At 31.9% G+C, this 23,435-nt stretch carries 22 protein-coding genes and 2 pseudogenes; 12 read left to right on the plus strand and 12 right to left on the minus strand.

Features of this window, described 5'->3' with window-relative positions; translation table 11 throughout:
• Positions 1–6 precede the first annotated feature (6 nt).
• From hisB to AC3VI6_RS11985, 9 genes and pseudogenes are all read left to right on the plus strand, one after another.
• Positions 7–1,139 (plus strand): annotated as a pseudogene (gene hisB / locus AC3VI6_RS11945) (bifunctional histidinol-phosphatase/imidazoleglycerol-phosphate dehydratase HisB).
• A gap of 1 nt (position 1,140) precedes the next feature.
• The gene (hisH, locus tag AC3VI6_RS11950; protein ID WP_497706358.1) at positions 1,141–1,722 is read left to right on the plus strand and encodes an imidazole glycerol phosphate synthase subunit HisH; all 582 of its coding nucleotides are present in this window, start codon (positions 1,141–1,143) and stop codon (positions 1,720–1,722) included.
• 50 nt (positions 1,723–1,772) lie between these two features.
• Entirely contained in the window at positions 1,773–2,492 is a 720-nt protein-coding gene (hisA, locus tag AC3VI6_RS11955; protein WP_497706359.1) for a 1-(5-phosphoribosyl)-5-[(5-phosphoribosylamino)methylideneamino]imidazole-4-carboxamide isomerase, read from the plus strand.
• 32 nt (positions 2,493–2,524) lie between these two features.
• Positions 2,525–3,277, plus strand: a complete 753-nt coding sequence (hisF, locus tag AC3VI6_RS11960) for an imidazole glycerol phosphate synthase subunit HisF (RefSeq protein ID WP_497706360.1) — start codon at positions 2,525–2,527, stop codon at positions 3,275–3,277.
• Positions 3,274–3,862, plus strand: a pseudogene (gene hisIE, locus AC3VI6_RS11965) (bifunctional phosphoribosyl-AMP cyclohydrolase/phosphoribosyl-ATP diphosphatase HisIE). The gene hisF and the pseudogene hisIE overlap by 4 nt, the downstream one beginning before the upstream one ends.
• Positions 3,863–3,880: 18 nt before the next feature.
• The gene (locus tag AC3VI6_RS11970; RefSeq protein ID WP_497706361.1) at positions 3,881–5,038 is read left to right on the plus strand and encodes a class I SAM-dependent methyltransferase; all 1,158 of its coding nucleotides are present in this window, start codon (positions 3,881–3,883) and stop codon (positions 5,036–5,038) included.
• Between the two features lie 10 nt (positions 5,039–5,048).
• Positions 5,049–5,618, plus strand: coding sequence for a Crp/Fnr family transcriptional regulator (locus AC3VI6_RS11975; RefSeq protein ID WP_497706362.1), 570 nt, complete (start codon positions 5,049–5,051; stop codon positions 5,616–5,618).
• Positions 5,619–5,695: 77 nt separating this feature from the next.
• A complete protein-coding gene (locus AC3VI6_RS11980) occupies positions 5,696–6,370 on the plus strand; it encodes a type 1 glutamine amidotransferase domain-containing protein (RefSeq protein ID WP_497706363.1) in 675 nt (224 codons plus the stop codon).
• A gap of 119 nt (positions 6,371–6,489) precedes the next feature.
• Complete coding sequence (locus tag AC3VI6_RS11985) at positions 6,490–7,413, plus strand: EamA family transporter (protein WP_497706364.1); 924 nt, start codon at positions 6,490–6,492, stop codon at positions 7,411–7,413.
• On the opposite strand, the gene AC3VI6_RS11990 is transcribed toward AC3VI6_RS11985, so the two are convergent.
• From AC3VI6_RS11990 to AC3VI6_RS12035, 10 genes are all read right to left on the minus strand, one after another.
• Positions 7,388–8,203 (minus strand): DUF1853 family protein, encoded by an 816-nt coding sequence (locus AC3VI6_RS11990; RefSeq protein WP_435254866.1) that lies wholly within the window; start codon positions 8,201–8,203, stop codon positions 7,388–7,390. The two genes, AC3VI6_RS11985 and AC3VI6_RS11990, sit on opposite strands and share 26 nt — an antisense overlap.
• A gap of 6 nt (positions 8,204–8,209) precedes the next feature.
• Positions 8,210–8,713: an OmpH/Skp family outer membrane protein gene (locus tag AC3VI6_RS11995; RefSeq protein WP_299010358.1), complete on the minus strand. Its 504-nt coding sequence runs from the start codon at positions 8,711–8,713 to the stop codon at positions 8,210–8,212.
• A 67-nt stretch (positions 8,714–8,780) separates the two neighbouring features.
• Positions 8,781–9,689, minus strand: coding sequence for a tRNA (adenosine(37)-N6)-dimethylallyltransferase MiaA (gene miaA, locus AC3VI6_RS12000; RefSeq protein ID WP_435254865.1), 909 nt, complete (start codon positions 9,687–9,689; stop codon positions 8,781–8,783).
• Complete coding sequence (locus AC3VI6_RS12005; protein WP_299001689.1) at positions 9,690–10,505, minus strand: ion transporter; 816 nt, start codon at positions 10,503–10,505, stop codon at positions 9,690–9,692.
• A gap of 32 nt (positions 10,506–10,537) precedes the next feature.
• Positions 10,538–11,635, minus strand: coding sequence for an exonuclease domain-containing protein (locus AC3VI6_RS12010; RefSeq protein WP_497706365.1), 1,098 nt, complete (start codon positions 11,633–11,635; stop codon positions 10,538–10,540).
• A gap of 31 nt (positions 11,636–11,666) precedes the next feature.
• Positions 11,667–12,332: a YggS family pyridoxal phosphate-dependent enzyme gene (locus AC3VI6_RS12015; protein WP_497706366.1), complete on the minus strand. Its 666-nt coding sequence runs from the start codon at positions 12,330–12,332 to the stop codon at positions 11,667–11,669.
• 28 nt (positions 12,333–12,360) lie between these two features.
• Positions 12,361–13,599 carry a DUF1015 domain-containing protein gene (locus tag AC3VI6_RS12020; RefSeq protein ID WP_497706367.1) on the minus strand — a complete coding sequence of 413 codons (1,239 nt, stop codon included), beginning with the start codon at positions 13,597–13,599 and terminating at the stop codon, positions 12,361–12,363.
• A gap of 3 nt (positions 13,600–13,602) precedes the next feature.
• Positions 13,603–14,556, minus strand: coding sequence for a D-2-hydroxyacid dehydrogenase (locus tag AC3VI6_RS12025; protein ID WP_497706368.1), 954 nt, complete (start codon positions 14,554–14,556; stop codon positions 13,603–13,605).
• Positions 14,557–14,632: 76 nt separating this feature from the next.
• Positions 14,633–15,697: a 3-phosphoserine/phosphohydroxythreonine transaminase gene (serC, locus tag AC3VI6_RS12030; protein WP_497706369.1), complete on the minus strand. Its 1,065-nt coding sequence runs from the start codon at positions 15,695–15,697 to the stop codon at positions 14,633–14,635.
• A 54-nt stretch (positions 15,698–15,751) separates the two neighbouring features.
• Complete coding sequence (locus AC3VI6_RS12035; RefSeq protein WP_497706370.1) at positions 15,752–16,813, minus strand: acyl-CoA reductase; 1,062 nt, start codon at positions 16,811–16,813, stop codon at positions 15,752–15,754.
• Between the two features lie 70 nt (positions 16,814–16,883).
• On the opposite strand from AC3VI6_RS12035, the gene AC3VI6_RS12040 reads away from it, so the two are divergent.
• Positions 16,884–17,234 (plus strand): 4Fe-4S dicluster domain-containing protein, encoded by a 351-nt coding sequence (locus tag AC3VI6_RS12040; RefSeq protein ID WP_028892008.1) that lies wholly within the window; start codon positions 16,884–16,886, stop codon positions 17,232–17,234.
• An 87-nt stretch (positions 17,235–17,321) separates the two neighbouring features.
• On the opposite strand, the gene AC3VI6_RS12045 is transcribed toward AC3VI6_RS12040, so the two are convergent.
• Positions 17,322–20,009, minus strand: a complete 2,688-nt coding sequence (locus tag AC3VI6_RS12045; RefSeq protein WP_497706371.1) for a TonB-dependent receptor — start codon at positions 20,007–20,009, stop codon at positions 17,322–17,324.
• A gap of 181 nt (positions 20,010–20,190) precedes the next feature.
• Between AC3VI6_RS12045 and ychF the strand changes: the two genes are divergently transcribed.
• Positions 20,191–21,282 (plus strand): redox-regulated ATPase YchF, encoded by a 1,092-nt coding sequence (ychF, locus tag AC3VI6_RS12050; protein WP_497706372.1) that lies wholly within the window; start codon positions 20,191–20,193, stop codon positions 21,280–21,282.
• Positions 21,283–21,362: 80 nt separating this feature from the next.
• A complete protein-coding gene (locus AC3VI6_RS12055) occupies positions 21,363–22,037 on the plus strand; it encodes a DUF2461 domain-containing protein (protein WP_497706373.1) in 675 nt (224 codons plus the stop codon).
• Here AC3VI6_RS12055 and AC3VI6_RS12060 read toward each other — a convergent pair.
• On the minus strand, positions 22,034–23,371 hold the full coding sequence (locus AC3VI6_RS12060) for an MATE family efflux transporter (RefSeq protein ID WP_497706374.1): 1,338 nt from the start codon (positions 23,369–23,371) through the stop codon (positions 22,034–22,036). The two genes, AC3VI6_RS12055 and AC3VI6_RS12060, sit on opposite strands and share 4 nt — an antisense overlap.
• Between the last annotated feature and the right edge of the window lie 64 nt (positions 23,372–23,435).

Consider the following 23,435-nt stretch of genomic DNA (forward strand, 5'->3'; position numbering starts at 1 on the left):
AAAAAAATGAAAAAAGTATTATTTATAGATAGAGACGGAACCCTAATTAAAGAACCTGTTGATGAACAAGTAGATTCTTTCGAGAAATTAGTGTTTTACCCAAAAGTTTTTCAAGGCTTAGGAAGAATAGCCAAAGAACTAGATTTTGAACTGGTTTTGGTAACCAATCAAGATGGACTGGGAACGGAAGTGTATCCAGAAAATACCTTTTGGCCAGTACACAATTTTGTGATGAAAACACTTAAAGACGAAGGAATTGTATTTGCTGAAGAAATTATTGATAGAACTTTTGCTAAAGACAATCAACCTACCAGAAAACCCAATACAGGTTTGTTAACCAACTATTTTTCTGACGAATATGATTTACAAAATTCTTTTGTAATAGGTGATCGATTGACTGATGTTGAATTGGCAAAAAATCTAGGAAGCAAAGCTATTTATATCAATGATGAAACCTATTTAGGCTCTGATGAAATCACCATAAAAAGAACAGAATTAGATCAATATATCGCTTTAGAAAACAATGATTGGAATGCTATTTATGAGTTTTTAAAACTAGAAGAACGTTCAGCATCTATTGAACGAAATACGAATGAAACTCAAATTAAAATTGATTTAAACTTAGATGGAACTGGAAAAAGTACAATAGATACAGGTATTGCTTTTTTAATCATATGCTAGATCAAATAGCACGTCATGGTCAAATGGATCTAAATATACAAGTGACAGGTGATTTAGAAGTAGATGAACACCACACCATTGAAGATACAGCGATTGCTTTAGGAGAAGTATTTAACAAAGCTCTTGGTAATAAATTGGGTATTGAACGTTACGGATTTTGTTTACCTATGGATGATTGCTTAGCACAAGTAGCTATTGATTTTGGAGGAAGAAACTGGTTAGTTTGGGAGGCTGAATTTAAAAGAGAAATAATAGGAAAAATGCCAACAGAAATGTTTTTCCACTTTTTTAAATCGTTTACCGATGGAGCTAAGTGTAATTTAAACATCAAAGCAGAAGGAACAAACGAACATCACAAAATAGAAGCCATATTTAAAGCTTTTGCCAAAGCTATAAAAGTAGCGGTAAAAAGAGATGTTGATAAGATGATTTTACCATCAACAAAAGGAGTTTTATAAAATGATAGCCATTATAAAATACAATGCAGGTAATATCCGATCGGTACAAAATGCGATAAATCGTTTAGGATATGAAAGCATTATTACTGATGATCCAACTAAAATTAAGGCAGCAAGTAAAGTAATATTTCCTGGAGTAGGAGAAGCAAGTTCTGCTATGGAGTATTTAAAAGAGCGGAAATTAGACGAACTAATTGTTTCTTTAAAACAGCCTGTTCTTGGAATTTGTTTGGGCTTACAGTTAATGTGTCAATCTTCTGAAGAAGGAAACACTACCTGTTTAGGAATTTTTAATACACAAACGAAGCAATTTCCTCCAAAAGATAAAGTACCACACATGGGATGGAATAATTTTTCAGAACTAAAATCTTCGGAAATACTTAAAGATGTAAAATTAGAAGATGATGTGTATTATGTTCATGGTTATTATGCAGAACCTTGTGAAAATACGTTGGTTCTTTGTAATTATATTGTTCCTTTTAGTTCAATTATAAAGAAAGATAATTTTTACGCTATGCAATTTCACCCAGAGAAATCAGCAGATGTAGGAGAACAATTATTAAAAAACTTTTTAAACCTCTAAACAGATTAACTTTTAAACTTTACAACTTTCAGCTTTCTAACTAATAAAAGATGAGAATTATACCAGCAATAGATATTATAGAAGGAAAATGTGTTCGGTTGACCAAAGGAGACTATGCAACACAAAAAATATACAATGAAAACCCATTAGAAGTAGCAAAAGAATTTGAGGCTAACGGAATACAATACTTACATTTAGTTGATTTAGATGGCGCAAAATCCAATCGTATTATAAATCACAAAGTATTAGAACAAATAGCTACTAAAACCAATCTAAAAATCGATTTTGGAGGTGGTTTAAAATCAAAAGATGATGCACGTATTGCTTTCGAAAGTGGAGCTAATCAAATAACAGGAGGAAGTATCGCTGTTAAGAATCCTGAAATTTTCATGGAGTGGATTACCCAATACGGACGTAATAAAATAATCCTTGGTGCCGATTGTAAAGATAGAAAGATAGCTACTCACGGTTGGTTAGAGACTACAGAACTCAATGTTGTTGACTTCATCAAACAATATGAGTTAAAATCGGTAACAAACTGTATATGCACTGACGTAGCCAAAGATGGAATGTTGCAAGGAGCTTCTGTAGATTTATACTTAGAGATCTTAAGTAAAACTGCTATCAACTTAATTGCAAGTGGAGGCGTTTCTAGCACTAGTGATTTACTTCGATTAAAAGAAATAGGCTGCGAAGGTACTATTATAGGAAAAGCTATTTACGAAGGGAATATCAGTTTAAAAGAGTTACAACAATTTGTAATCCAATAATCTAATCATCTAACAATCAAATAATCTAGAACATGTTAAAAAAGAGAATCATTCCTTGTTTAGATATTAAAAATGGAAGAACAGTAAAAGGTGTCAACTTTGTGGATATAAAAGATGCAGGAGATCCTGTTGAGTTAGCCAAACAATATGTAAAAGAAGGAGCAGACGAGTTGGTGTTTCTAGACATTACTGCTACCTTAGAAAACAGAAAAACATTCGCAACATTGGTAGAAAAAATAGCTAAAGAAATTAACATTCCTTTTACAGTTGGTGGAGGCATTAGTACTGTTGAAGATGCTTTGGCGTTAATACAAGCTGGGGCTGACAAAGTAAGCATCAATTCTTCCGCAGTAAAAAATCCGCAACTAATTACTGATTTAAAAAATCGATTCGGAAGTCAATTTGTGGTAGTTGCGATTGATACGAAAAATGTAAATGGTAATTGGAAAGTGTTCACTAAAGGAGGTACTTTTGAAACCGAATTAGAAACGGTAAGTTGGGCTACAGAAATTGAAAAGTTAGGTGCAGGCGAAATTCTATTAACCTCTATGAATAGTGATGGTACAAAAAACGGATTTGATATTGAGGTAACCAATGTAGTAAGCAAAGCTGTAAATATTCCTGTGATTGCTTCTGGTGGTGCTGGAAAAGTAGAACACTTTACTGAAGTATTTACTAAAACTCAAGCTAGTGCAGGATTAGCTGCTAGTATTTTTCACTTTGGTGAAATCCCTATACCTGTACTAAAAAACAAATTAAAAACACAAAACATGCCCATACGATGAATATAGATTTTATAAAAGGAAACGGATTAGTTCCAGTTGTAATTCAAAATAATATTACTTTACAGGTGTTAATGTTAGGTTATATGAATGAAGAAGCATTAGCTAAAACACAAAAAGAAGGTAAAGTTACTTTCTATAGCCGAACTAAAAATAGGTTATGGACAAAAGGTGAAGAATCAGGAAATTTTTTATGGGGTAAAAGACATTCAAGTTGATTGTGATAATGATACGCTATTGATTAAAGCCACTCCTGGGGGGCCAACCTGCCATAAAGGAACTACATCTTGTTTTGATGAGGAGACTTCTAAAGGTTTTTTGTACTCATTAGAAAGCATTATTGCTGATAGAATTGACAATGATGTAGAAACTTCTTACACGAATAAACTTTTTAAAAGAGGCATTAATAAAGTAGCTCAAAAAGTAGGAGAGGAGGCTGTAGAAGTAGTTATTGAAGCGAAAGACAATAATGATGAGTTATTTAAAAACGAAGCAGCCGACTTATTATATCACTATTTAATTTTACTAAAAGCTAAAGGTTTTACAATTACTGATATTGAAGAAGTTTTACAAAGTAGAGTAAAATAAAGATAGTATTTTTGCTACATGAAAGAAGCCTTACATCAACTGTTTACTGAATTTCAAAATAGTATTCAAAAAAATGATTTTGTAAAACTAACGGTAAGTAAACCTATTCGTAAAAGTGACGAATTGTCAAATGTGTATGTTCGACAAATTGAATTAAAAGGAGAAACACATTTTCAGTTTTTATATAGATATACTACAAATGACCAAGTTAAAAACTATGATTTTGAAGAAAGTGTAGAAGAGTTAACAAATTTACTTTCTGAAAAATTTAGAGCTGCAACTTTATTTACACTATCGAACGATTTGTTGGTCTTTATATCAAAAAAGAAAAAGGTGAGCTTTAAAACTACAAAACCAAGTTTTAAAAATAAATTACCTGAAACACACGATAAACCTAAAGAAAAGAGAGCAGAAAATAGTGCGTATTTGTATCACTTAGGTGTAACAGATAAAGAAGGAAGGGTAATTCCTAAAATGGCGGATAAATACCGTCAAATTAACAAGTATTTAGAAATTATCGAAGCGCAGATACAATCGGTTAAGTTACCTAATCATATCAATATTGTTGATATGGGGTCAGGAAAGGGGTATTTAACTTTTGCTTTGTATGATTATTTGGTGAATCAGAAAGGGTATACAGCAAGCGTTACAGGTATTGAGCTACGAGAAAGTTTGGTGAATTACTGTAACGATATTGCCAAAAAGTGTGATTTTAAGGGCTTATTGTTTGTAGCACAACCTATTCAGGAGTATGACAATGATAAAATAGATATTTTAATAGCTTTACATGCTTGTGATACAGCTACAGATGATGCTATTTACAAAGGTTTGGTTTCTAAAGCTGAATTGATTATTTGTGCACCGTGTTGTCATAAACAAATTCGTAAACAAGTAAAAGGAAAAGAACAGGAGAGTCCCTTATTAAAATATGGAATTTTTAAAGAACGTCAGTTTGAAATGGTTACTGACACCATACGCGCTTTAATTTTAGAGAAGAATAATTATACTACGAAAGTTTTTGAATTTATAAGCAACGAACATACACGTAAAAATGTAATGTTGATAGGTGCTAAATCATCTAAAAAAGTAGATAAAAAACGTATTGAAGCTAAAATTTCAGATTTAAAAGAAACTTATCAAATAGAGCAACACTATTTAGAGGGATTACTACTATAATGTTTTTATAATGTGTACATCTGTTAGTAATGTATTTAAAGATCTTCAATTAGAAAATGAAGAATTAAAAGTAGTTGAGAGTATTTTTTCGGAAGTAACCTATAAAAAAGGGGATACCATTTTACATACTAACGAAAAAGTATACTATCAATACTATGTGGTAAAAGGGTGTTTACGAACATTTTTTATGGATGCTAAAGGAAAAGAGCACACGATACAATTTGCTATTAATGATTGGTGGATTAGTGATTATATAGGTTATTTTTCCGAATCAGAATCTGTACTTTCTATTGAGTGTATTACAGATGCTACTGTGTTAAAAGTAGCCAAGAGTGATTTGGATAGTATCTATGAAAAAGTACCCAAAATAGAACATTTTTTTAGAAAAAAGTTAGAACGTTCAACGGTACGATTTCAGAAGAGAATTCTAAATAACTTAGTATTATCAGCTAAAGAAAGGTATCATTTATTTTTACAAACCTACCCAAATATAGAGCAGCAAATTAAAAATTATCATTTAGCATCTTACTTAGGAATAACAACCGAAAGTTTAAGTAGAATACGAAAAGAAACTTTATAAAAGCCTTTATTACCATACATCAATTTTTTTTCACCTTTCATATACTAATTTTGAGGTAACTTAAAAATAGAAATAATATGAAAAAAGTAGTATTTGTGCTTACTAGTCATGAAGAATTAGGAAATACAGGAGAAAAAACAGGATTTTGGATTGAAGAATTTGCTGCACCTTATTATTTATTAAAAGATAAAGGAGTAGAAGTAACTTTAGCATCTCCAAAAGGAGGACAACCACCAATTGATCCAAAAAGTAACGAACCAGATTTTCAAACACCAGCTACACATCGTTTTAATAAAGATGAAGAACTTCAAGCTGTATTGGCAAACACAATGAAATTGAGTGAAGTTAAAGAAGGTGATTATGATGCAATTTTTTACCCTGGAGGACATGAACCTTTATGGGATTTAGCTGAAAATAAAGATTCTGTAGCTTTAATAGAAGCTTTTTATGCTAATAGTAAGCCAGTAGGGGCTGTTTGCCATGCACCTATAGTATTAAAAGATGCTAAAGTAAATGGAGTTCCTTTAGTTAAAGACAAAAAAGTAACTGGTTTTTCTAATACAGAAGAAGATGCAGTGCAATTAACTTCAATTGTACCGTTTTTAGTAGAAGATGAGCTAAAAAATAATGGTGGTATTTATAGCAAAGCAGGAGACTGGCAAGAATATGTAATTGAAGATGGTCTTTTAATTACAGGACAAAATCCAGCATCATCAGAACTAGTAGCTGAAAAGTTATTAGCAAAATTATAATTATGTAAGAATAAATATTTAATCAAAATCGTTTGAAAATATTTTCAAACGATTTTTTCTTTTTCAAGAACAAGCAAAAAGGTTTTATTGTACTTTTAGCGCATTAGAATATAGATAAAATGAAAGAATCTAAACCGCTCGTTATAGCTGCTTTTATAGCTATTTATGTTATTTGGGGATCAACTTATTTACTGAACAAAATAGTTGTTACAGAAGTTTCACCATTGTTATTAGCAGCCATTCGTTTTTCTATATCGGGAGCGCTAATAATGCTAATAGCTAAACTTTTAAAAAGAGAAATAAAAGTGACTAAAAAACAACTTTTAAATTCTGCGATAGCTGGTTTTCTTTTTTTAGTATATGGAAACGGAATGTTTGTTTGGGCACTGAAGTTTGTAGATAGTGGTTTTGGGGCATTATTAGCAGCTACACAGCCTTTATTTGTATTGTTACTTTTACGTTTGATTGATGGAAAGAAAATGCAAAGACAATCTATTATTGGAGTTGTTTTAGGAATCATAGGAATGTACTTATTAGTGAGTCAAAATGAAATAACAACTTCAAAAGATATGTTAATAGGAATTTTTATGATTTTTTCATGTGTATTAAGTTGGAGTTATGGTAGTGTATTTGTGGCTAAAGCAAAACTTCCTAAGAACTTTTTTGTGAGTACAGGGTATCAAATGCTCTTTGCAGGAGCTTTTCTCTTTATAGGTTCTTTTTTACTAAAAGAAACTTGGTCTTCCCCTTTAGATTGGTCTTTTAAAGCACAAGGAGCTATGTTTTTATTAATTGTTTTTGGAAGTATTGTAGCCTTTACATCTTTCAATTATTTATTGAAAATTGTTCCTACTGAAAAAGTGTCAACATCAGCGTATGTAAACCCTGTTGTAGCCTTGTTTTTAGGATGGTATTTTTTAGATGAAACTTTAACAACGCAATCAATTATTGCATCAGTAGTATTGTTGTCTGGAGTTTATTTTATTACTTCAAGAAAGCGAATTTCAAAATTGAAAGTTACCACCAAACCACAAAAAATTTAAGGAATTCTCCATTGGTTTTTTTCAACCAACAAAGAGGTGCATTTTCTTCATTTAAAAACTGTTGAAGTTTATTTTGATACGATTCAAAGTTTAACCAATCAACGTTAGGGTGTGGATTAACCAACCAGTTGTGTTTGTTAGGGATGTAAAACTTGTAATCAGAAAATTGAACTAATTCCTTTGGGTAAATATAAAATCCGTAGATACATTCCTTATTTACCAAAGAAAATTCTTTGTTTATATCTTGAAGAGGTACAAATAATTGTGCTTTAAAATATACTTGTTGCGTAATTTCAGTTCGGTCTAAACCCAATTCATCTAAATACTTTTTAGATTGCTTAGAGTAGAGTAGCGGTAATTGTTTTTCTTTTAATTTACTTAGTTTTTGAACGAAAGAATCTCGCCTGTTAGGACCAATCCAATGCTCAATCTCAGAATCTCCAACAGTAGCATCATACAAATAGAACTTGTAAACTATTTCTAAATGAATAGGTTTTTCGTTTTGTTTTAGAATACAATCCAATTCACCCAAGGTTATTTTTTCTTGCTGAATTTGAATGTTTTCTGTGAGAATGGTTATTGAGGAATCTTGCTGTAAATCAAAAGAAACAAAACGTTCTACTAACTTACCTAAGCGTAATTTCTGTGTAATTTCTTCGGAAAAAGAAGAGGTTATAACTTTTGAAACACAAAATTGTTCTAAATCAAAAACACCTTTTCCATGCCATAGAAAAGGTGTTTGTAAAAATCCTTCGTATTGTAATTGTAAGTCTTTTTGTTTTTGGTACATAAAGAATTACTCTTTAATTCCTAGTTTGTCTAATACCAATTTTGTGATATCAAAACGCTCATCAAGATATCCAAATTCATTTCCTGTAGTTGTTAAAATTTGGGTATAACCATTTTCTTTAGCTACTTCAGCAATTACTTCACTTACTTTTTTATATAACGGACGTAAACTTTGTTCTCTTTGAATTTGCATCATTGCTGTTCCGTTTTGACGAAATTTAGCCATTTCTTGTTCAAGCACCTGTATTTCTTGAAAACGTGTTTTTTTATCATCATCCGTCATTATTTTTTCTTCCGCTTTAAAAGAATCTACCTTTGTTTTATACTCTGTAGCTTTAATTTGAAAACTAGAATCTAATTGTTTACCATAGTTTTCTACGCGTTGTAAAACACCTTTCATTTGCGGCATTTTACTAATAATTAATTCACTGTCTACTGTACCTACTTTCGTTTGTGCATTTGTAAATCCGATAAAAAATAAAGCGAGTATAAATGTGATTTTTAATTTCATAAATTTCTGTGTTTTGTGACAAATATAAAAAAGTGGTTAATGTACGAACCTTAAAATTCGTTAAATTTTACTTTTTACTCTCAATGTTTGCGATAATGTTATTTACATCTTCTTGAAAATCGAACCAAATAATTTCAAGGTCTTTACGGAACCAAGTTCCTTGGCGTTTGGCAAATCTTCGAGAGTTTTTCTTGATTTCTTTAATTGCAAATTCTTTAGTAAAGTTACCTTCGAAATATTCGAATAACTCTCGGTATCCCACTGTTTGTAATGCATTTAACTCTTTATGTTGGTGCAATTTTTGGGCTTCTTCAATCAAACCGTTTTCAATCATAATATCTACTCGACGATTTATACGGTCATACATGATTTCTCTATCTGCTTTTAAACCAATTTTTATAGTTTGAAAGTTGCGTGGAGCTTTTGGCTTGTTTTTAAAAGAACTGTATGTTTTTCCTGTTCCGAGACAAATTTCTAAAGCACGAATTAATCGATGCGGGTTGTCAATAGCAATTGTATTGTAGGTTTCAATATCTAATTCTTTTAATTGCTGTTGAAGATGTTCAATTCCTTTGTTTTCAAGCTCTGCAGTTAAATCAATTCTAATTTGAGGATCTACATCTGGAAACTCATCAAAACCTTTTAAAACCGCATCAACATACAATCCACTACCACCTACCATGATTTGAATAGGATTCTTAGCAAATAGTTCATCAAGCTTAGCTAAAGCGTCTTTTTCAAACTGACCGACTGAATAATCTTCAAAAATGCTACGATTTTGAATAAAATGGTGTGGGGCAGCAGCAAGTTCATCAGCATCTGGAACTGCTGTTCCTATAGTCATTTCTTTATAAAACTGACGAGAATCGCACGAAACAATATCACAGTTAAAGTGTTGAGCTAGTTTAATACTTAGTGCTGTTTTTCCTATAGCCGTAGCTCCTACAATGGTAATTAAGGTGTTTGTTTGTGGCATTTAGTTCAGTTTTGTTCCGCAATGATAACAAAATTCGGCATCATCTTTATGACCTTCGTATGAGCAATTCGGACAAGATTGTGTGTTTAAATCTACTTTCTTTTTTGTCATTTCAGAACTTACAATTCCTGTTGGAATGGCAATAATAGCATAACCTATAATAACTGTTATACTAGCTATAAATTGCCCTAAAGCTGTTTGTGGAGCAATGTCACCATATCCAACTGTGGTAAGAGTTACGATAGACCAATAAATACTTCTAGGAATGCTGGTAAAACCATTTTCTGCTCCTTCAATAAAATACATGATAGAACCTAAAATGATACAAATAATGAGTACAAAATAAAGAAATACTCCAATTTTTGCTTTACTGGCATTTAATGCTTTAATAAGTTGATTAGACTCACCTATATATCTTGATACTTTAAGGATTCTAAAAACCCTTAATAAGCGTAAAGCTCTTAAAGCTATTAAACTACTATGAGAACCTACAAAGAAGAAGGTTAAATACATAGGAATTGTAGATAAGAAATCTATTATACCATAAAAGCTAAAAATATATTTAGTAGGTTTATTAATAGATATGATTCTTAGGATGTATTCTATTGAAAAAAGAATTGTAATAATCCACTCAGATACATATAAAAAAGTATGATGTTTTTTATCAAAACTATCTACACTTTCTAGCATTACTAATATAATGCTTGCTAAAATAGCAAACAATAAAACGATATCAAATAACCTTCCAGCAGGTGTGTCTGCTTCATAAATTATTTCATGTAATTTATCTCTCCAATTAAGTGATTTTTCTTCCAAAACAGTAAATTATTGAGTGGTTTACAACAATATTACAAATTATTTTCAACTTGTAATCGCACAATTTTAGACACTTTGTTTTTTAACAAGTAGTTCTTAATTATTGTTTTTGCTAGTTCTTTATTTTCAATAGGAGTTAGCATTGATTTTAAGATAGATAACTGATTTTCTTGAAAAGCTAAGTTTGTATATGTATAACCTATAACCTCGTTGTTTTCTATTAAAATTACAGCATGTTCTTCAGGAATACGACCTTTATCGATAATCATCATATGATCATGATTAAAGTTTCTATCCGCAATTTTTTTTCTTCTGATAATATTGTATTTAGGTCTTATTTTTTCTAGCTCTAAATGATATTTAAGACGTGTAAAAAGTAAATTACCAGTTTCGTTAAAAGTAACTTCCGAAGCTCTTTTTACTATTTTTAATCCTTTTGTAGTTTCCGTTAAAAAAAGTTTATTTACTTCGTGTTTCATATTGTTTCCTCTACCGATGTAAATAATACTTCCTTCTTTATTGTGTATATAAAACACTCCTTGTTTTTCAGGAAGACTGTCTAATATTTTTTGAATTCGAAATTTCTCATGTCGATTATCAAAATACTTGATAGATTGTTGGATAATCTCTTTTTCGGTGTCTTTTTCTAATAATAACTTGAATAACTGTACTGTTGCCAATGCATCTCCTGTTGCTCTATGACGATCAGACATTGGTATTCCTATAAACCTACACAACTTACCTAAACTGTGCGATGGAGCTTCAGCAATTAATTTTTTACTAAGAGTTACAGTACATAAGGTATTACGCTTATAATCATAACCTAAACGGTTGAACTCTGTGCGTAAAATTCGATAATCGAAGTTAGCATTATGAGCAACCACAAAACAATCTTCAGTAATTTCAACGATTCGTTTAGCTATTTCATAAAACTTAGGTGCATTACGGAGCATTTTGTTGTTAATTCCTGTTAGTTTAACAACAAATTCTTGGATATCTCTTTCCGGATTCACTAAACTAATAAATTGATCTACGATTTGATGTCCATCAAATTTATAAATAGCAATTTCAGTAATTCCTTCTTCGTTATACTTTCCTCCAGTAGTTTCTATGTCTAAAATAGCGTACAATTCTCTCTTTTTTTAGCAGATTTATGTAAATCTAAGCAATATAATTTCTAACTCCAAAAATTGAGCTTCCTATTCGTACCATATTACTTCCGTTTTTAATGGCTAAATCGTAATCTCCACTCATTCCCATAGAAAGGGTAGTTAAATTCGGATATTTTTCCTGATTTTTATTGAAAAAGCTCGCTAATGATGAAAACTCCTCTTGTAATTGCTCTTGATTCTCAGTAAACGTTGCCATTCCCATCAATCCAACAATTTTGATGTTCTTTAATTCTTTTAATTCATCGGAAGCTAAAATTTTTTCTATTTCGTTAAAAGGTAAACCAAACTTAGTGTCTTCTTTAGCTATACGAGCTTGTAATAAACAATTAATAACCCTATCGTTTTTCTTCGCTTGTTTATCAATTTCTTGTAAGGTTTTAAAGCTATCTACACCGTGAATTAAATGCACAAAATGTGCCATGTACTTAACTTTATTACGTTGTAGGTGTCCAATCATGTGCCATTGAATATCTTTAGGAAGTTCATCATACTTGGCAACCATTTCTTGGATCTTGTTTTCTCCAAATACGCGTTGACCCGCATCGTAAGCTTCCTGCAAATCGGAAACAGGTTTCGTTTTTGAAACTGCAACTAGCGTTACATGTTTTGGTAAACTTGATTTTATTTTTTGAAGATTTTCTTTAATTCCTGTCATGATAATAACTGTATGTGCTGATATGGTACTAAAATTCGTAAATAGTTAAAGCACTTCGTAATTTAGGCTCTATATAGGTGGTTTTAGGAGGCATCATTAAACCAGCATCTACGATTGTTTTTAACTCTGCTATGTTAGTAGGAAGCATTCCAAAGGAAACTTTAAATTCCCCACTATCTACCTTGGTTTTAAGTTCTAATCCGTCTGATTTATTTTGCGAATACACAATTTTAGAAGCGTTTCTAATGTCGTCTATTCCTAAAATAGGTTGTAATACGGTTGTGTATAAAATATAGGCATCTAGCTCGCTTAAACAATCAGTGAATTTGTAAAGTGATTTACGTAAATACAAGGCATAAAACTCACCGTTTAAATACATACTAAAGTGATGCTTTTCTTTTGGTTTGTAGAGCTCTTGCCCACGATTTTCTATTCTAAAATGTGTGTCTAATTCAATCAGTAATTCTTCAGGAGTTAATCCGTTTAAATCTTTAATAAATCGATTGAATTCATAAATTTTCAACTGACTTTCAGGTAATAGATAACTCATGAAATAGTTGTAATCTTCTTTACCTGTGTGCTCTGGATTGTTTTCTGCTAAATTTTGAGCCAATAAACAAGAAGAGGTAGAACGATGATGACCGTCAGCAATATATAAAGTGTTAACTTGTTGAAATGCCTTAGAAATTTTAGCTACATCGTTGCTGTCATTCACCACCCATAAAAAGTGTAAATCTCTATCAGACGTAGAAAACTCGTACTCTGGTCGTTGCTTCTGGTATTTTTGTATAATTGAATTTATTACATCATTATCAGGGTAGGTTAGTAGTACTGGTTCAGCATTAAAGCCTGTGTTTTTTAAGTAATTTTCAAACAGTAACTCACGTTCTCTTAAAGTATCTTCATGTTTTTTTATCACATTATTATGATAATCTTCAACAGAAGTTGCTGCTATAATTCCGCAGAAATTATCTGAAGGAGTTATTTTTTGATATACATAAAAAGCGGAAGTTTCATCTTGCTTGAAAACCTCATTTTCTTTAAATTCTAAATAACGGTTGTGTACCAATTTAAAACGTTGTTCACCGGTTACATCTTGTTTATGGTATTTATATCCAGGGTTAATTACATGTAAAAATGTATACGGATTAAAGTCTAGCTTTGCTCCAATCTCTGCAGGAGTATAAATTTCATATGATTTAGAGGAAACTAACGCCACTTTATCACGCGTAGCTCTTACCGCTTTAAAAGGTTTTACAATCGCCATGAATTATTCGCTTAATAGTTTTATAATTTTATTGGCTAATTCAACTCCAATTCTTTCTTGTGCTTCAATAGTAGATGCACCAATATGTGGTGTCATAGAGATTTCTGGATTCATCAATAATTGAATTTCAGGTGTTGGCTGATTCTCAAAAACATCTAATCCAGCATATTTAACTTTACCACTTTCAATAGCATTTACTAAATCAACTTCATTTAAAACACTACCTCTTGAAGTGTTGATAATTCCAACTCCGTCTTTCATTTGATCAAACTGAGTAGCAGCTATAACGTACTCTTCTTGTGCTGGTAAATGCAAGGTTACAAAATCTGATTTAGATAAAACCTCTTTTAACGATTGAGTTTCTACGGAAAAATTAACTACTTGTCCATCGAAAAAAGGAATTGTAATAGTAGCATTTTCTACTTCAGTGTCCGTAGCAATTATTTTCATTCCTAATCCTAATGCCATTTTAGCTACCTCTTGTCCGATATGACCAAAACCTATAATACCTAAAGTTTTACCTCTTAATTCAATCCCTTGAGAAAACTGTCTTTTTAAAGAGTTGAAGCTTATGTCACCTTCTAAAGGCATTTCTCGATTCGATTGATGTAAAAAGCGTACCATACCGAACAAATGCGCAAACACCAACTCAGCAACTGAAGGAGCAAATGCACTTTGAGCGTTTACAACATGTACACCATTATCGATAGCATATTCAACATCAATATTATCCATACCAACACCTGCACGACCAATTAATTTAATACTTGGGCAAGCTTCTATCAATTCTTGACGTATTTGCGTAGCACTTCTTACTATGATAGCATCAATACCGTGTTCATTTATATAGTTTTCAAGTTGTTCTTGAGCAACTTTTGTATTTAATACTTCAAACCCTGCTTTTTCCAAAGCCTCAATTCCGCTAACGGAAATTCCATCATTCGCTAATATTTTCATCTAATTTTGTTTGAAAGTTAAAAATTGAAAAATTAAAAAGAGCATTGCTTCATTTTCAAATTTTCAAATTGATTCATTAACTAGTTCTTTCTAATTCCTGCATTACATCTACCAACGCTTGAACGCTGTACAAAGGTAATGCGTTGTACATACTTGCGCGATATCCACCAACACTTCTATGACCGTGCAATCCATTAATATTGGCTTCTTGCCACATAGTATCAAACTTAGCTTGTAAGCTTTCATCGGTTAAAGTGAATGTTGCATTCATATGGCTGCGATCTTCTACAGCTGCAACTCCTTTAAATAAAGGGTTTCTATCTATCTCATTATATAGTAAAGCTGATTTCTTCTCGTTTACTTTTTCAATAAATTCAATTCCCCCTAAATCTTTTAACCAATCCAATGTTAACATAGATGTATATACTGGAAATACAGGAGGTGTATTAAACATGCTATCTTTATCAATAAACACTTGATAGTTTAACATAGAAGGTATTTGACGTTCTACTTTTCCTAAAATATCTTCTTTTACAACCACTAAAGTTGTACCTGCTGGCCCCATATTTTTTTGAGCTCCGGCATAAATCAAATCAAATTTTGAAAAATCTAATTGACGAGAAAAAATATCAGAACTCATATCACATACCATAGGAACTGAAGTTTCAGGGAAACTCTTCATTTGTGTTCCGAAAATCGTATTGTTACTAGTACAGTGAAAATAGTCTACATCCGTAGGGATTTCATATCCTTTTGGAATGTAGCTGAAGTTTTTATCTTTTGAAGAGGCAACTTCTACCAATTCTCCAAATAGTTTTGCTTCTTTAATCGCATTGCTACTCCACGTTCCGGTATTTAAATACGCAGCTTTTTTATTCAATAAATTGTAGGCAACCATTAAAAATTGCATACTTGCACCACCTTGTAAAAACAATGCTTTATAGCCTTTATTTTCTAGTCCCAATAACTCTAAGGCTAAACTTCTTGCTTTTTCAATCACCTCTACAAAAGGTTTACTTCTATGAGAAATTTCAATTAAAGACAAGTTATCATTATTAAAATTGACAACTGCTTCAGAAGCTTTTTGAAGCACTTCCTCAGGTAAAATACAAGGACCTGCGCTAAAATTGTGTTTTTTCATTTGTGTTGTTGTGTTTTGTTACACAAAGGTGCAAATTTATATAAAGAGGTTGTTCTAAATTTTTGATAAAAATTCTAGTGTATTTACACCATCAGCATAGTCCCATAACTTAGGATGTTGCGTTTGCCCAAACTCAATTTCATTTTCAATAAAATTGTTAGCCACCACACATTGAATTTGCTCCCTATCTTCCCAAAGTTTTATCTTCAAATCATCAGAATTGTCGTAGTATTCATAGAAAACAGAAGCGATAGGAGAGGCGTAACTCTCATCTTCTTTAATCATTAAAAAACCATTCTCTAAAATATCAAACTCACTCATTAAATACACCGCTTTGTTATAATCGTAATTATTAGCGTACTTAACATTATTGATGATTTCGCGTTGTTGATACATTCCATTGAAAAAAGCGTCGAAATTATAGTCTTTCGGAATGAATACTTTTGAAACTGAACGACAGCCTAACCCGAAGTAACGAAAAACATCTTCACTTAAATTTTGCATTTGTTCTTCCGATTCATTTCCTGTCAATACTGCTACAGAATTTCTATTTTTTCGGATAATACTCGGTTTACCTTTAAAATAATACTCAAAATAACGAGCCGTATTGTTACTTCCTGTAGCAATCACCGCATCAAAACCAGTCAATTTTTCTTCTGTGAATGATATTTTACCTTTCAATTCAGGTTCTACATATTCCAAATACTTAGCTAAAAAAGGTAATAAATGTTTGTCGTTAGACGATTGCTTTACTAAAACTGAATGCCCAGAGATTAATACTGATAAAAAATCGTGAAATCCAACCATAGGAATATTTCCAGCCATAATAATAGCAATTAACTTAGCGTCGTTTTTTCCTAAATCTTCTTTAGAAATCCATTCAGTTAAATTATCTGTGGTCAAGGCTTTTGCCCAGTTTTCTACTGAAAACAACAGGTTTTCTTTCGTAAACCACGTATTGTTTTCTCCTGCTATTTTAAGTTGATGTTTCAATCCATCAAAAAATAACTCATTATGTTCTATATTTTCTTTTTTCTCAACTTTTTCTTGAGAAAACTGACTTAAAAATTCTCCTAGTTTATGAAAAGCGTTAATTCTACTTTTTATACTATCCATTTATTTGGTTCTAAATTAAATTGGAACTATTTTTGCAAATGCAAAGTTACAAAACTGAAAGAGATTAATTATGGCAATTATAATAACAGATGAATGTATAAATTGTGGGGCTTGTGAACCTGAATGTCCAAACACAGCTATTTACGAAGGAGCAGATGATTGGAAATATGCAGACGGTACTGATTTAACAGGAAATATCGTTTTACCAAACGGTAAATCTGCCAATGCCGATGAAGATCAAGAACCAATTTCTGATGAAATTTATTACATTGTTGCTGACAAGTGTACTGAGTGTAAAGGTTTTCATGAAGAGCCACAATGTGCGGCAGTTTGCCCTGTAGATTGTTGTGTTCCTGATGAAGATAATGTTGAAACAGAGGAGGAGCTATTAGCGAAACAACGTTTTATGCATAACGAATAATCTAAGAGGTTAGACCTTTAGAATTAAGATAAAAACAAAAAATCCCGAGAATATTATCGGGATTTTTTGTTTTGTATATGTTCTGTTTTAAAGTTTAAAACCTAATCTAGTAAAGAAATAAGCACCGTCTGACCCCATTTGTACAGAATCTGCTAATCCTCCTTGATCTGTCCATGCATCAAATTGTGGAGTAGGGTACAGATTAAAAATGTTGTTACCTCCAAGTGTAAAAGTAATTTTATCTGTAAAAGCATAGCTTAAACTTAAATCGGTTGTAATTTTACTCTTATAAACATCAGTTGCTACTGGAAATAATGCATCTGCTTCTGCCTGTGTAGTTGCAGGTGAGTCTACCCATTGAAAATCTTGTAATTGTACCTCACTAAACTTAGTGAAATTTAAAGCTACATCTAACTTTTTGTATCCATAATCTAAATTTAATCCAAATTTATGATCTGGAGCGGCTGCTTTTAAATAAGCTTCAGAAAACGGGCTAAAGAACGTAAATTTATTCAGGTTACCATTTTTGATTTTTTCAATTTCAGTATCGTTAAAGTTTCCTACTAAACCTACATTAACTCTGTGTTCATCAAAGGTTCTTTTATAGTTTAAAACAATATCTATCCCTTGGGTTTTCGTGTCCACTCCATTGGCAAAGAACTGGGCAGCATCAACTCCTAAATTTAGTCCAGAAGCATCAAAATTATCCGTTAAAATAATACGATCATCAACTGTAATTGAATACGCATCAATCGTTGCTGTAAATCCGCCTATCTTATAAGTAAAACCTAAACTAGCATTAAAAGCAGTTTCTTCTTTTAATTGCTCGATACCAAAAGCTTTAGTTACAGTACTATTGTTAGCAGACAATAATGAAGGAAGTGATTCTCCGTTTACAATATTGGTGAATTTTAAATTGTAATATAATTGAGCTAATGATGGGGCTCTAAAACCTGAAGAAATAGAACCTCTTAAGGTTAAATTGTCATTTGCTTTAAACCTTGAAGCTAACTTAAAGTTAAAAGTACTTCCAAAATCGCTATAATCTTCAAAACGGAGAGCTGCACCAACTAAAAACTTTTCAGTGAAATTAAATTCAGAATCAAAATAGATACCCACATTACTTCTAGAACGATCTACTTCATTATCTGGTCCGTAACCTGGAAATCCTTGAGAGCCTCCTACTAGTTCTTCTCCATTGCCATCTACAGCAACGGGTTGTACCGCAGGATTCGCCATTAAAACTCCGTTATCATCATATAATCCGTATGAGGCAGCTTCACCTGAAAAAATGATAAAGTTTTCTGTTCTATACTCCAATCCAAAAGCGAAGTTAACTCCACTCATTAAATCTTCTAAATATTTAGAGAAATCCAGTCCTGTAGTATTTTGTGATAAACTATGTCCACCTGCATTAAAATCAGTAGGAGAGGCATCTTTCATCGAAGCGTTATTAGAATCTTTTATAAAATAATGGAACTTGTTTTCTCCGTAGGTATTGTTAAAATCAACTCCCCAACCATTATTTAATTTATGTTTAATTCCTGCTGATACTGAAATATCTGTAATGTTAGAAGTAATTCTTGGAGTAAACCCATTAGGATGTATACTAGGAACACTTCGGTTATCGCCATCTGCATAACTATCTCTTGAAAAAGCATAAGCATCGGTATCTCTATAATTTCTTCCCCCAAAAGCATATACTTCCGTGTTATCATTAATTGGTAAACTAGCATTTACCATAAAATTGAATCCGTCAATACCTGCGCTACCATATCCTTTTCGCCAAGAAAACCCTGGTCTTAACGTTCTTTCTTTTGATAATAACTCAGTTGTAAAGTTTACAAAACCTCCTTTATCATTCAACTTTGCTCCGTAGTTTAAATCTAGCTTAAAAGTACCACCATCAAAACTTTTATTTTCACCATCCAATCTATTTTTTCCTTCTACATTATATAAAGTTTCACCAGTAGCTTCAGCCCAACCATCACCAATTGCAGTACTGTAAGCTCCATACCCTAAACTTCCTGAAACTCCATCTGTATTATCTTTTAAAACAATGTTGATTACCCCAGCAATGGCATCAGAACCATATTGGGCAGAAGCTCCATCTCTTAAAACTTCTATTCTTTTAATAGCTGCGGAAGGAATTGCGTTTAAATCTGTTCCAGAATTTCCACGTCCACGCGTACCAAAAATATTAACTAACGAAGATTGATGACGTCTTTTACCGTTGATAAGGACTAAAGTTTGATCAGGACCTAAACCACGTAAAGAAGCTGGTACGATATGATCAGCACCATCAGAACCCGATTGTTTTGTAGCGTTAAACGAAGGTGCAGCATATTGTAAAATATCATTGACTTCTACTTTACCGCTTTTCGTTGCTAAATCACCTACGTCAATAACATCAACTGGTACAGGAGTATCTACCGCTGTTCTTCTTGTATTTCTAGATCCAACAATAATAACTTCGTCTAGTTCTAACCCTTCTTTCAAAACAATATCAAAGCTAGTTTTTCCATTGATAGGGATTTCCTGTGTTTCAAAACCTGAAAAACTTATGATTAGGGTTCCGTTAGGATCAGCACTTAGAGAAAACTCTCCATTGAAATCACTAGATGTTCCATTGGTTGTTCCTTTTTCTAGAATGTTAGCTCCTGGTAAAGGTTCGTTATTAACACCCTTTACAGTTCCTTTTATTTGTATTTGAGCATTTATTACTTGTAAACCAAGAAATAAAAAACAAATAACAAAGAGTTTTTGTTTAGACATAAGAGAAGTTTTTAGTTTATTATTAGCTAAAAATAGTTAAAATCAGTTAACTTATTAAATAAATGTTAATTTTTTAATTAAGTAACAATGAATTAAAGTAATTAATGAGTTTTAAATAAATAGTGTTTTTAGAAAGCAATGCATTATATTTGCACTCGCAAAATTTCAATAAAAACATAGAATGAAAGCTGGAATTGTAGGATTACCTAACGTAGGGAAATCAACCTTATTTAACTGTTTATCAAACGCGAAGGCACAGAGTGCTAACTTTCCGTTTTGTACCATTGAACCAAACTTAGGAGTGGTAAATGTACCAGATACTCGTTTAGAAAAATTAGAAGAATTAGTTAACCCTGAAAGAGTATTACCTGCAACTGTAGAGATTGTAGATATTGCAGGATTGGTAAAAGGAGCAAGTAAAGGAGAAGGTTTAGGAAATCAATTCTTAGCAAACATTCGTGAAACAGATGCTATTTTACACGTATTACGTTGTTTTGATAACGATAATATTGTGCACGTTGATGGATCTGTAGACCCTATCCGTGATAAAGAAACTATTGATATTGAACTTCAATTAAAAGATTTAGAAACAGTTCAAAAACGTTTAGAGCGTGTAAAAAGAACAGCTAAAACTGGTAATAAAGAAGCGCAAGTAGAATTAGAAATTTTATTGAAAGTTGAAACTACTTTATTAGAAGGAAAGTCTATACGTTCTATTGAATTTACTGAAAAAGAAGAAGAGTTTGTACATCCATTACAATTCATTACTGCAAAACCAGTATTATATGTATGTAATGTTGATGAAGGATCAGCAGTTTCAGGAAATGCTTATGTTGATAAGGTAAAAGAAAATGTAGCTCACGAAAATGCTGAAGTTATTGTGTTAGCAGTAGGTACAGAGGCTGATATTACAGAATTAGAAGACTACGAAGAGCGTCAAATGTTTTTAGCAGATATCGGATTAGAAGAAGCAGGTGTTTCTCGTTTAATTCGTTCGGCATATAAGTTATTAAACTTACAAACTTATTTTACTGCAGGTGTTAAAGAAGTAAGAGCTTGGACAATTCCTGTTGGAGCAACTGCACCACAAGCTGCAGGAGTAATTCACACCGATTTTGAAAAAGGATTTATCCGTGCAGAAACTATCAGTTATGACGATTATGTTGCATTTGGTAGCGAAGCTAAAGTAAAAGAAGCTGGTAAAATGAGAGTAGAAGGAAAGGAATACGTTGTTAAAGATGGTGATGTAATGCATTTCAGATTTAAGGTGTAATCTACACCTAATATAAAATACAAACTCCACTAGATGATAGTGGAGTTTTTTTCTACCTTAGAATCTCAAATTCGCTTAAAATGCAAATAGATAAACAAACATTTCAATTTTTAAAAGACTTAAAAGAAAATAACAATCGTGATTGGTTTACTGAGCATAAAAAAGAATTCACCAAAGCTCAAAACAATGCAAAAGAGGTGTACAAAACCATTCAAGATAATTTGAATAAACACGATGAAGTTGATAAGCACAAGTTGTTTAGAATTTATAGAGATGTTCGTTTTTTAAAAGATAAAACCCCTTACAAAACACATTTTGGAGGTTCTTTTCATAGAAAAAAACCTGAGTTAAGAGGTGGTTATTATTTGCATATTTGCCCTGGAGATAGTTTTCTGGCGGGTGGATTTTGGGAACCAAATAAAGAGGATTTACTTCGTATTCGTAAAGAATTTGAAATGGACGCTTCTGAAATTAGAGAAATTTTACAAGAGAAAAATTATGTACAATATTTTGGAGGTAAGCTTGAAGGAGATGAACTAAAAACAGCTCCAAAAGGATTTGACAAAGAACATCCAGATATCGATTTGATTCGCAAAAAAGGGTATATTGCTATTCAACATTTTTCTGATAAAGAAGTTCTTGCTCCAGAATTTTTAACAAGAGTAGATGATGCTTTTAGAGCACTTCGACCTTTCTTTGATTATATGAGTGATGTTTTAACCACGAACTTAAACGGAGAAAGTCTTTTAGATTAATTTAAGTTCAATCGAACTTCTCTTTTTAAATAAATATAAGTAACCAAAGTTGATGAAATATCTGCGATAGGAAACGACATCCATACACCGTTTACCCCATAAAATTGAGGTAGTATATACACCAAAGGAATTAAAAAGATTCCTTGTTTTAAAAGTGTTAAAAGTAAAGCAGGCAACGCTTTTCCTGCTGCTTGAAAATAGGCCGCACCAATTAATTGGGTTGTAATTACAGGAGTTGCTAAAAAAGCAATAATTAACGCATTGGGTGTGCTGTTTAACAGTTCTTTATCTTCAGTAAAAATACTTACCAATTGAGTTGGAAACAACATGATAGCGATAAAAATAATAATAGCTATTCCTGTACCAAAAAGTATCGAGGTTTTAATACTCTCTTTAACACGTTCAACGTTGTTTGCTCCATAATTATATCCTGCAATAGGTAAAAATCCTTGAGTTACTCCTAAAACAGGAAAAAGGGCAAACAACATAACTCTGTTGATGATACCATATATTGCAATAGATATTTCCCCTCCGTATTTAAAAAGTGTGTAGTTTAAAACAATAGTAAGCAAACTTATGGTTCCTTGCCTTACTACCGTTACACCACCTAAAGAAACAATTTCTTTTACGATGGAAAAATTGAGTTTAAAATATTTTGGAATGACTTTTAGTTGAGTATTCTTAGAAAAGAAAAACCATAAAATAAATAATCCGCTAACAGCATACGATATAGAAGTTGCTAATCCTGCACCAAACATTCCTAAATTCATGAATTTTATAAAAACAACATCTAAGAATATGTTAGCAATGGCAGGAAATAACATAGTAAGCATCGCGTAATTAGGTTTTCCTACAGCTCTAATTACAGGATTTCCCATCATAGCAAAAGCTAAAAAAGGAACTCCCCAAACAATTACATTAAAATAATCAGTAGCAGGTACAATTATATCTCCATTCGCACCAAAAAGTTGTAAGATAGGCGTGCTAAAGAAGGTTCCTAAAAGCACAAATATTACTGAAAGTACAATAGTAAGTGATATCTGATTTCCGAAGACTTCAAAAGCCTTATCAGATTTATCAGCACCCAAAGCTCTTGAAATAATAGAGCTTCCTCCAATTCCGACTCCCATTCCTATAGATGAGATTAAAAAAGCAATAGGCAGCACAACAGTAATTGCAGCAATAGCTAAAACACCTATCCATCTTCCAACAAAAATAGTATCTACTATCATGTTAATCGACATTACTAAAATTCCAATAGAAGCAGGAATAGCTTGTTTTAAAAGAAGTTGACTAATACTTTTTGTTCCTAAGTCGTCAGCGATTCTATTCATGTTGCCTAAATTAACACGAATTATCGTTCTAATTTAAAATCTACGTTATATTTAAGTAATAATT

Source organism: Tenacibaculum sp. TB-56 (assembly GCF_059716275.2).

Bases quoted from the DNA above. Each gene is read 5' to 3' on its own strand.
- hisH (WP_497706358.1), top strand. From the start codon at position 1,141: ATGATAGCCATTATAAAATACAATGCAGGTAATATCCGATCGGTACAA.
- hisA (WP_497706359.1), top strand. From the start codon at position 1,773: ATGAGAATTATACCAGCAATAGATATTATAGAAGGAAAATGTGTTCGG.
- hisF (WP_497706360.1), top strand. From the start codon at position 2,525: ATGTTAAAAAAGAGAATCATTCCTTGTTTAGATATTAAAAATGGAAGA.
- AC3VI6_RS11970 (WP_497706361.1), top strand. From the start codon at position 3,881: ATGAAAGAAGCCTTACATCAACTGTTTACTGAATTTCAAAATAGTATT.
- AC3VI6_RS11975 (WP_497706362.1), top strand. From the start codon at position 5,049: ATGTGTACATCTGTTAGTAATGTATTTAAAGATCTTCAATTAGAAAAT.
- AC3VI6_RS11980 (WP_497706363.1), top strand. From the start codon at position 5,696: ATGAAAAAAGTAGTATTTGTGCTTACTAGTCATGAAGAATTAGGAAAT.
- AC3VI6_RS11985 (WP_497706364.1), top strand. From the start codon at position 6,490: ATGAAAGAATCTAAACCGCTCGTTATAGCTGCTTTTATAGCTATTTAT.
- AC3VI6_RS11990 (WP_435254866.1), bottom strand. From the start codon at position 8,203: ATGTACCAAAAACAAAAAGACTTACAATTACAATACGAAGGATTTTTA.
- AC3VI6_RS11995 (WP_299010358.1), bottom strand. From the start codon at position 8,713: ATGAAATTAAAAATCACATTTATACTCGCTTTATTTTTTATCGGATTT.
- miaA (WP_435254865.1), bottom strand. From the start codon at position 9,689: ATGCCACAAACAAACACCTTAATTACCATTGTAGGAGCTACGGCTATA.
- AC3VI6_RS12015 (WP_497706366.1), bottom strand. From the start codon at position 12,332: ATGACAGGAATTAAAGAAAATCTTCAAAAAATAAAATCAAGTTTACCA.
- AC3VI6_RS12020 (WP_497706367.1), bottom strand. From the start codon at position 13,599: ATGGCGATTGTAAAACCTTTTAAAGCGGTAAGAGCTACGCGTGATAAA.
- AC3VI6_RS12025 (WP_497706368.1), bottom strand. From the start codon at position 14,556: ATGAAAATATTAGCGAATGATGGAATTTCCGTTAGCGGAATTGAGGCT.
- serC (WP_497706369.1), bottom strand. From the start codon at position 15,697: ATGAAAAAACACAATTTTAGCGCAGGTCCTTGTATTTTACCTGAGGAA.
- AC3VI6_RS12035 (WP_497706370.1), bottom strand. From the start codon at position 16,813: ATGGATAGTATAAAAAGTAGAATTAACGCTTTTCATAAACTAGGAGAA.
- AC3VI6_RS12040 (WP_028892008.1), top strand. From the start codon at position 16,884: ATGGCAATTATAATAACAGATGAATGTATAAATTGTGGGGCTTGTGAA.
- AC3VI6_RS12045 (WP_497706371.1), bottom strand. From the start codon at position 20,009: ATGTCTAAACAAAAACTCTTTGTTATTTGTTTTTTATTTCTTGGTTTA.
- ychF (WP_497706372.1), top strand. From the start codon at position 20,191: ATGAAAGCTGGAATTGTAGGATTACCTAACGTAGGGAAATCAACCTTA.
- AC3VI6_RS12055 (WP_497706373.1), top strand. From the start codon at position 21,363: ATGCAAATAGATAAACAAACATTTCAATTTTTAAAAGACTTAAAAGAA.
- AC3VI6_RS12060 (WP_497706374.1), bottom strand. From the start codon at position 23,371: ATGAATAGAATCGCTGACGACTTAGGAACAAAAAGTATTAGTCAACTT.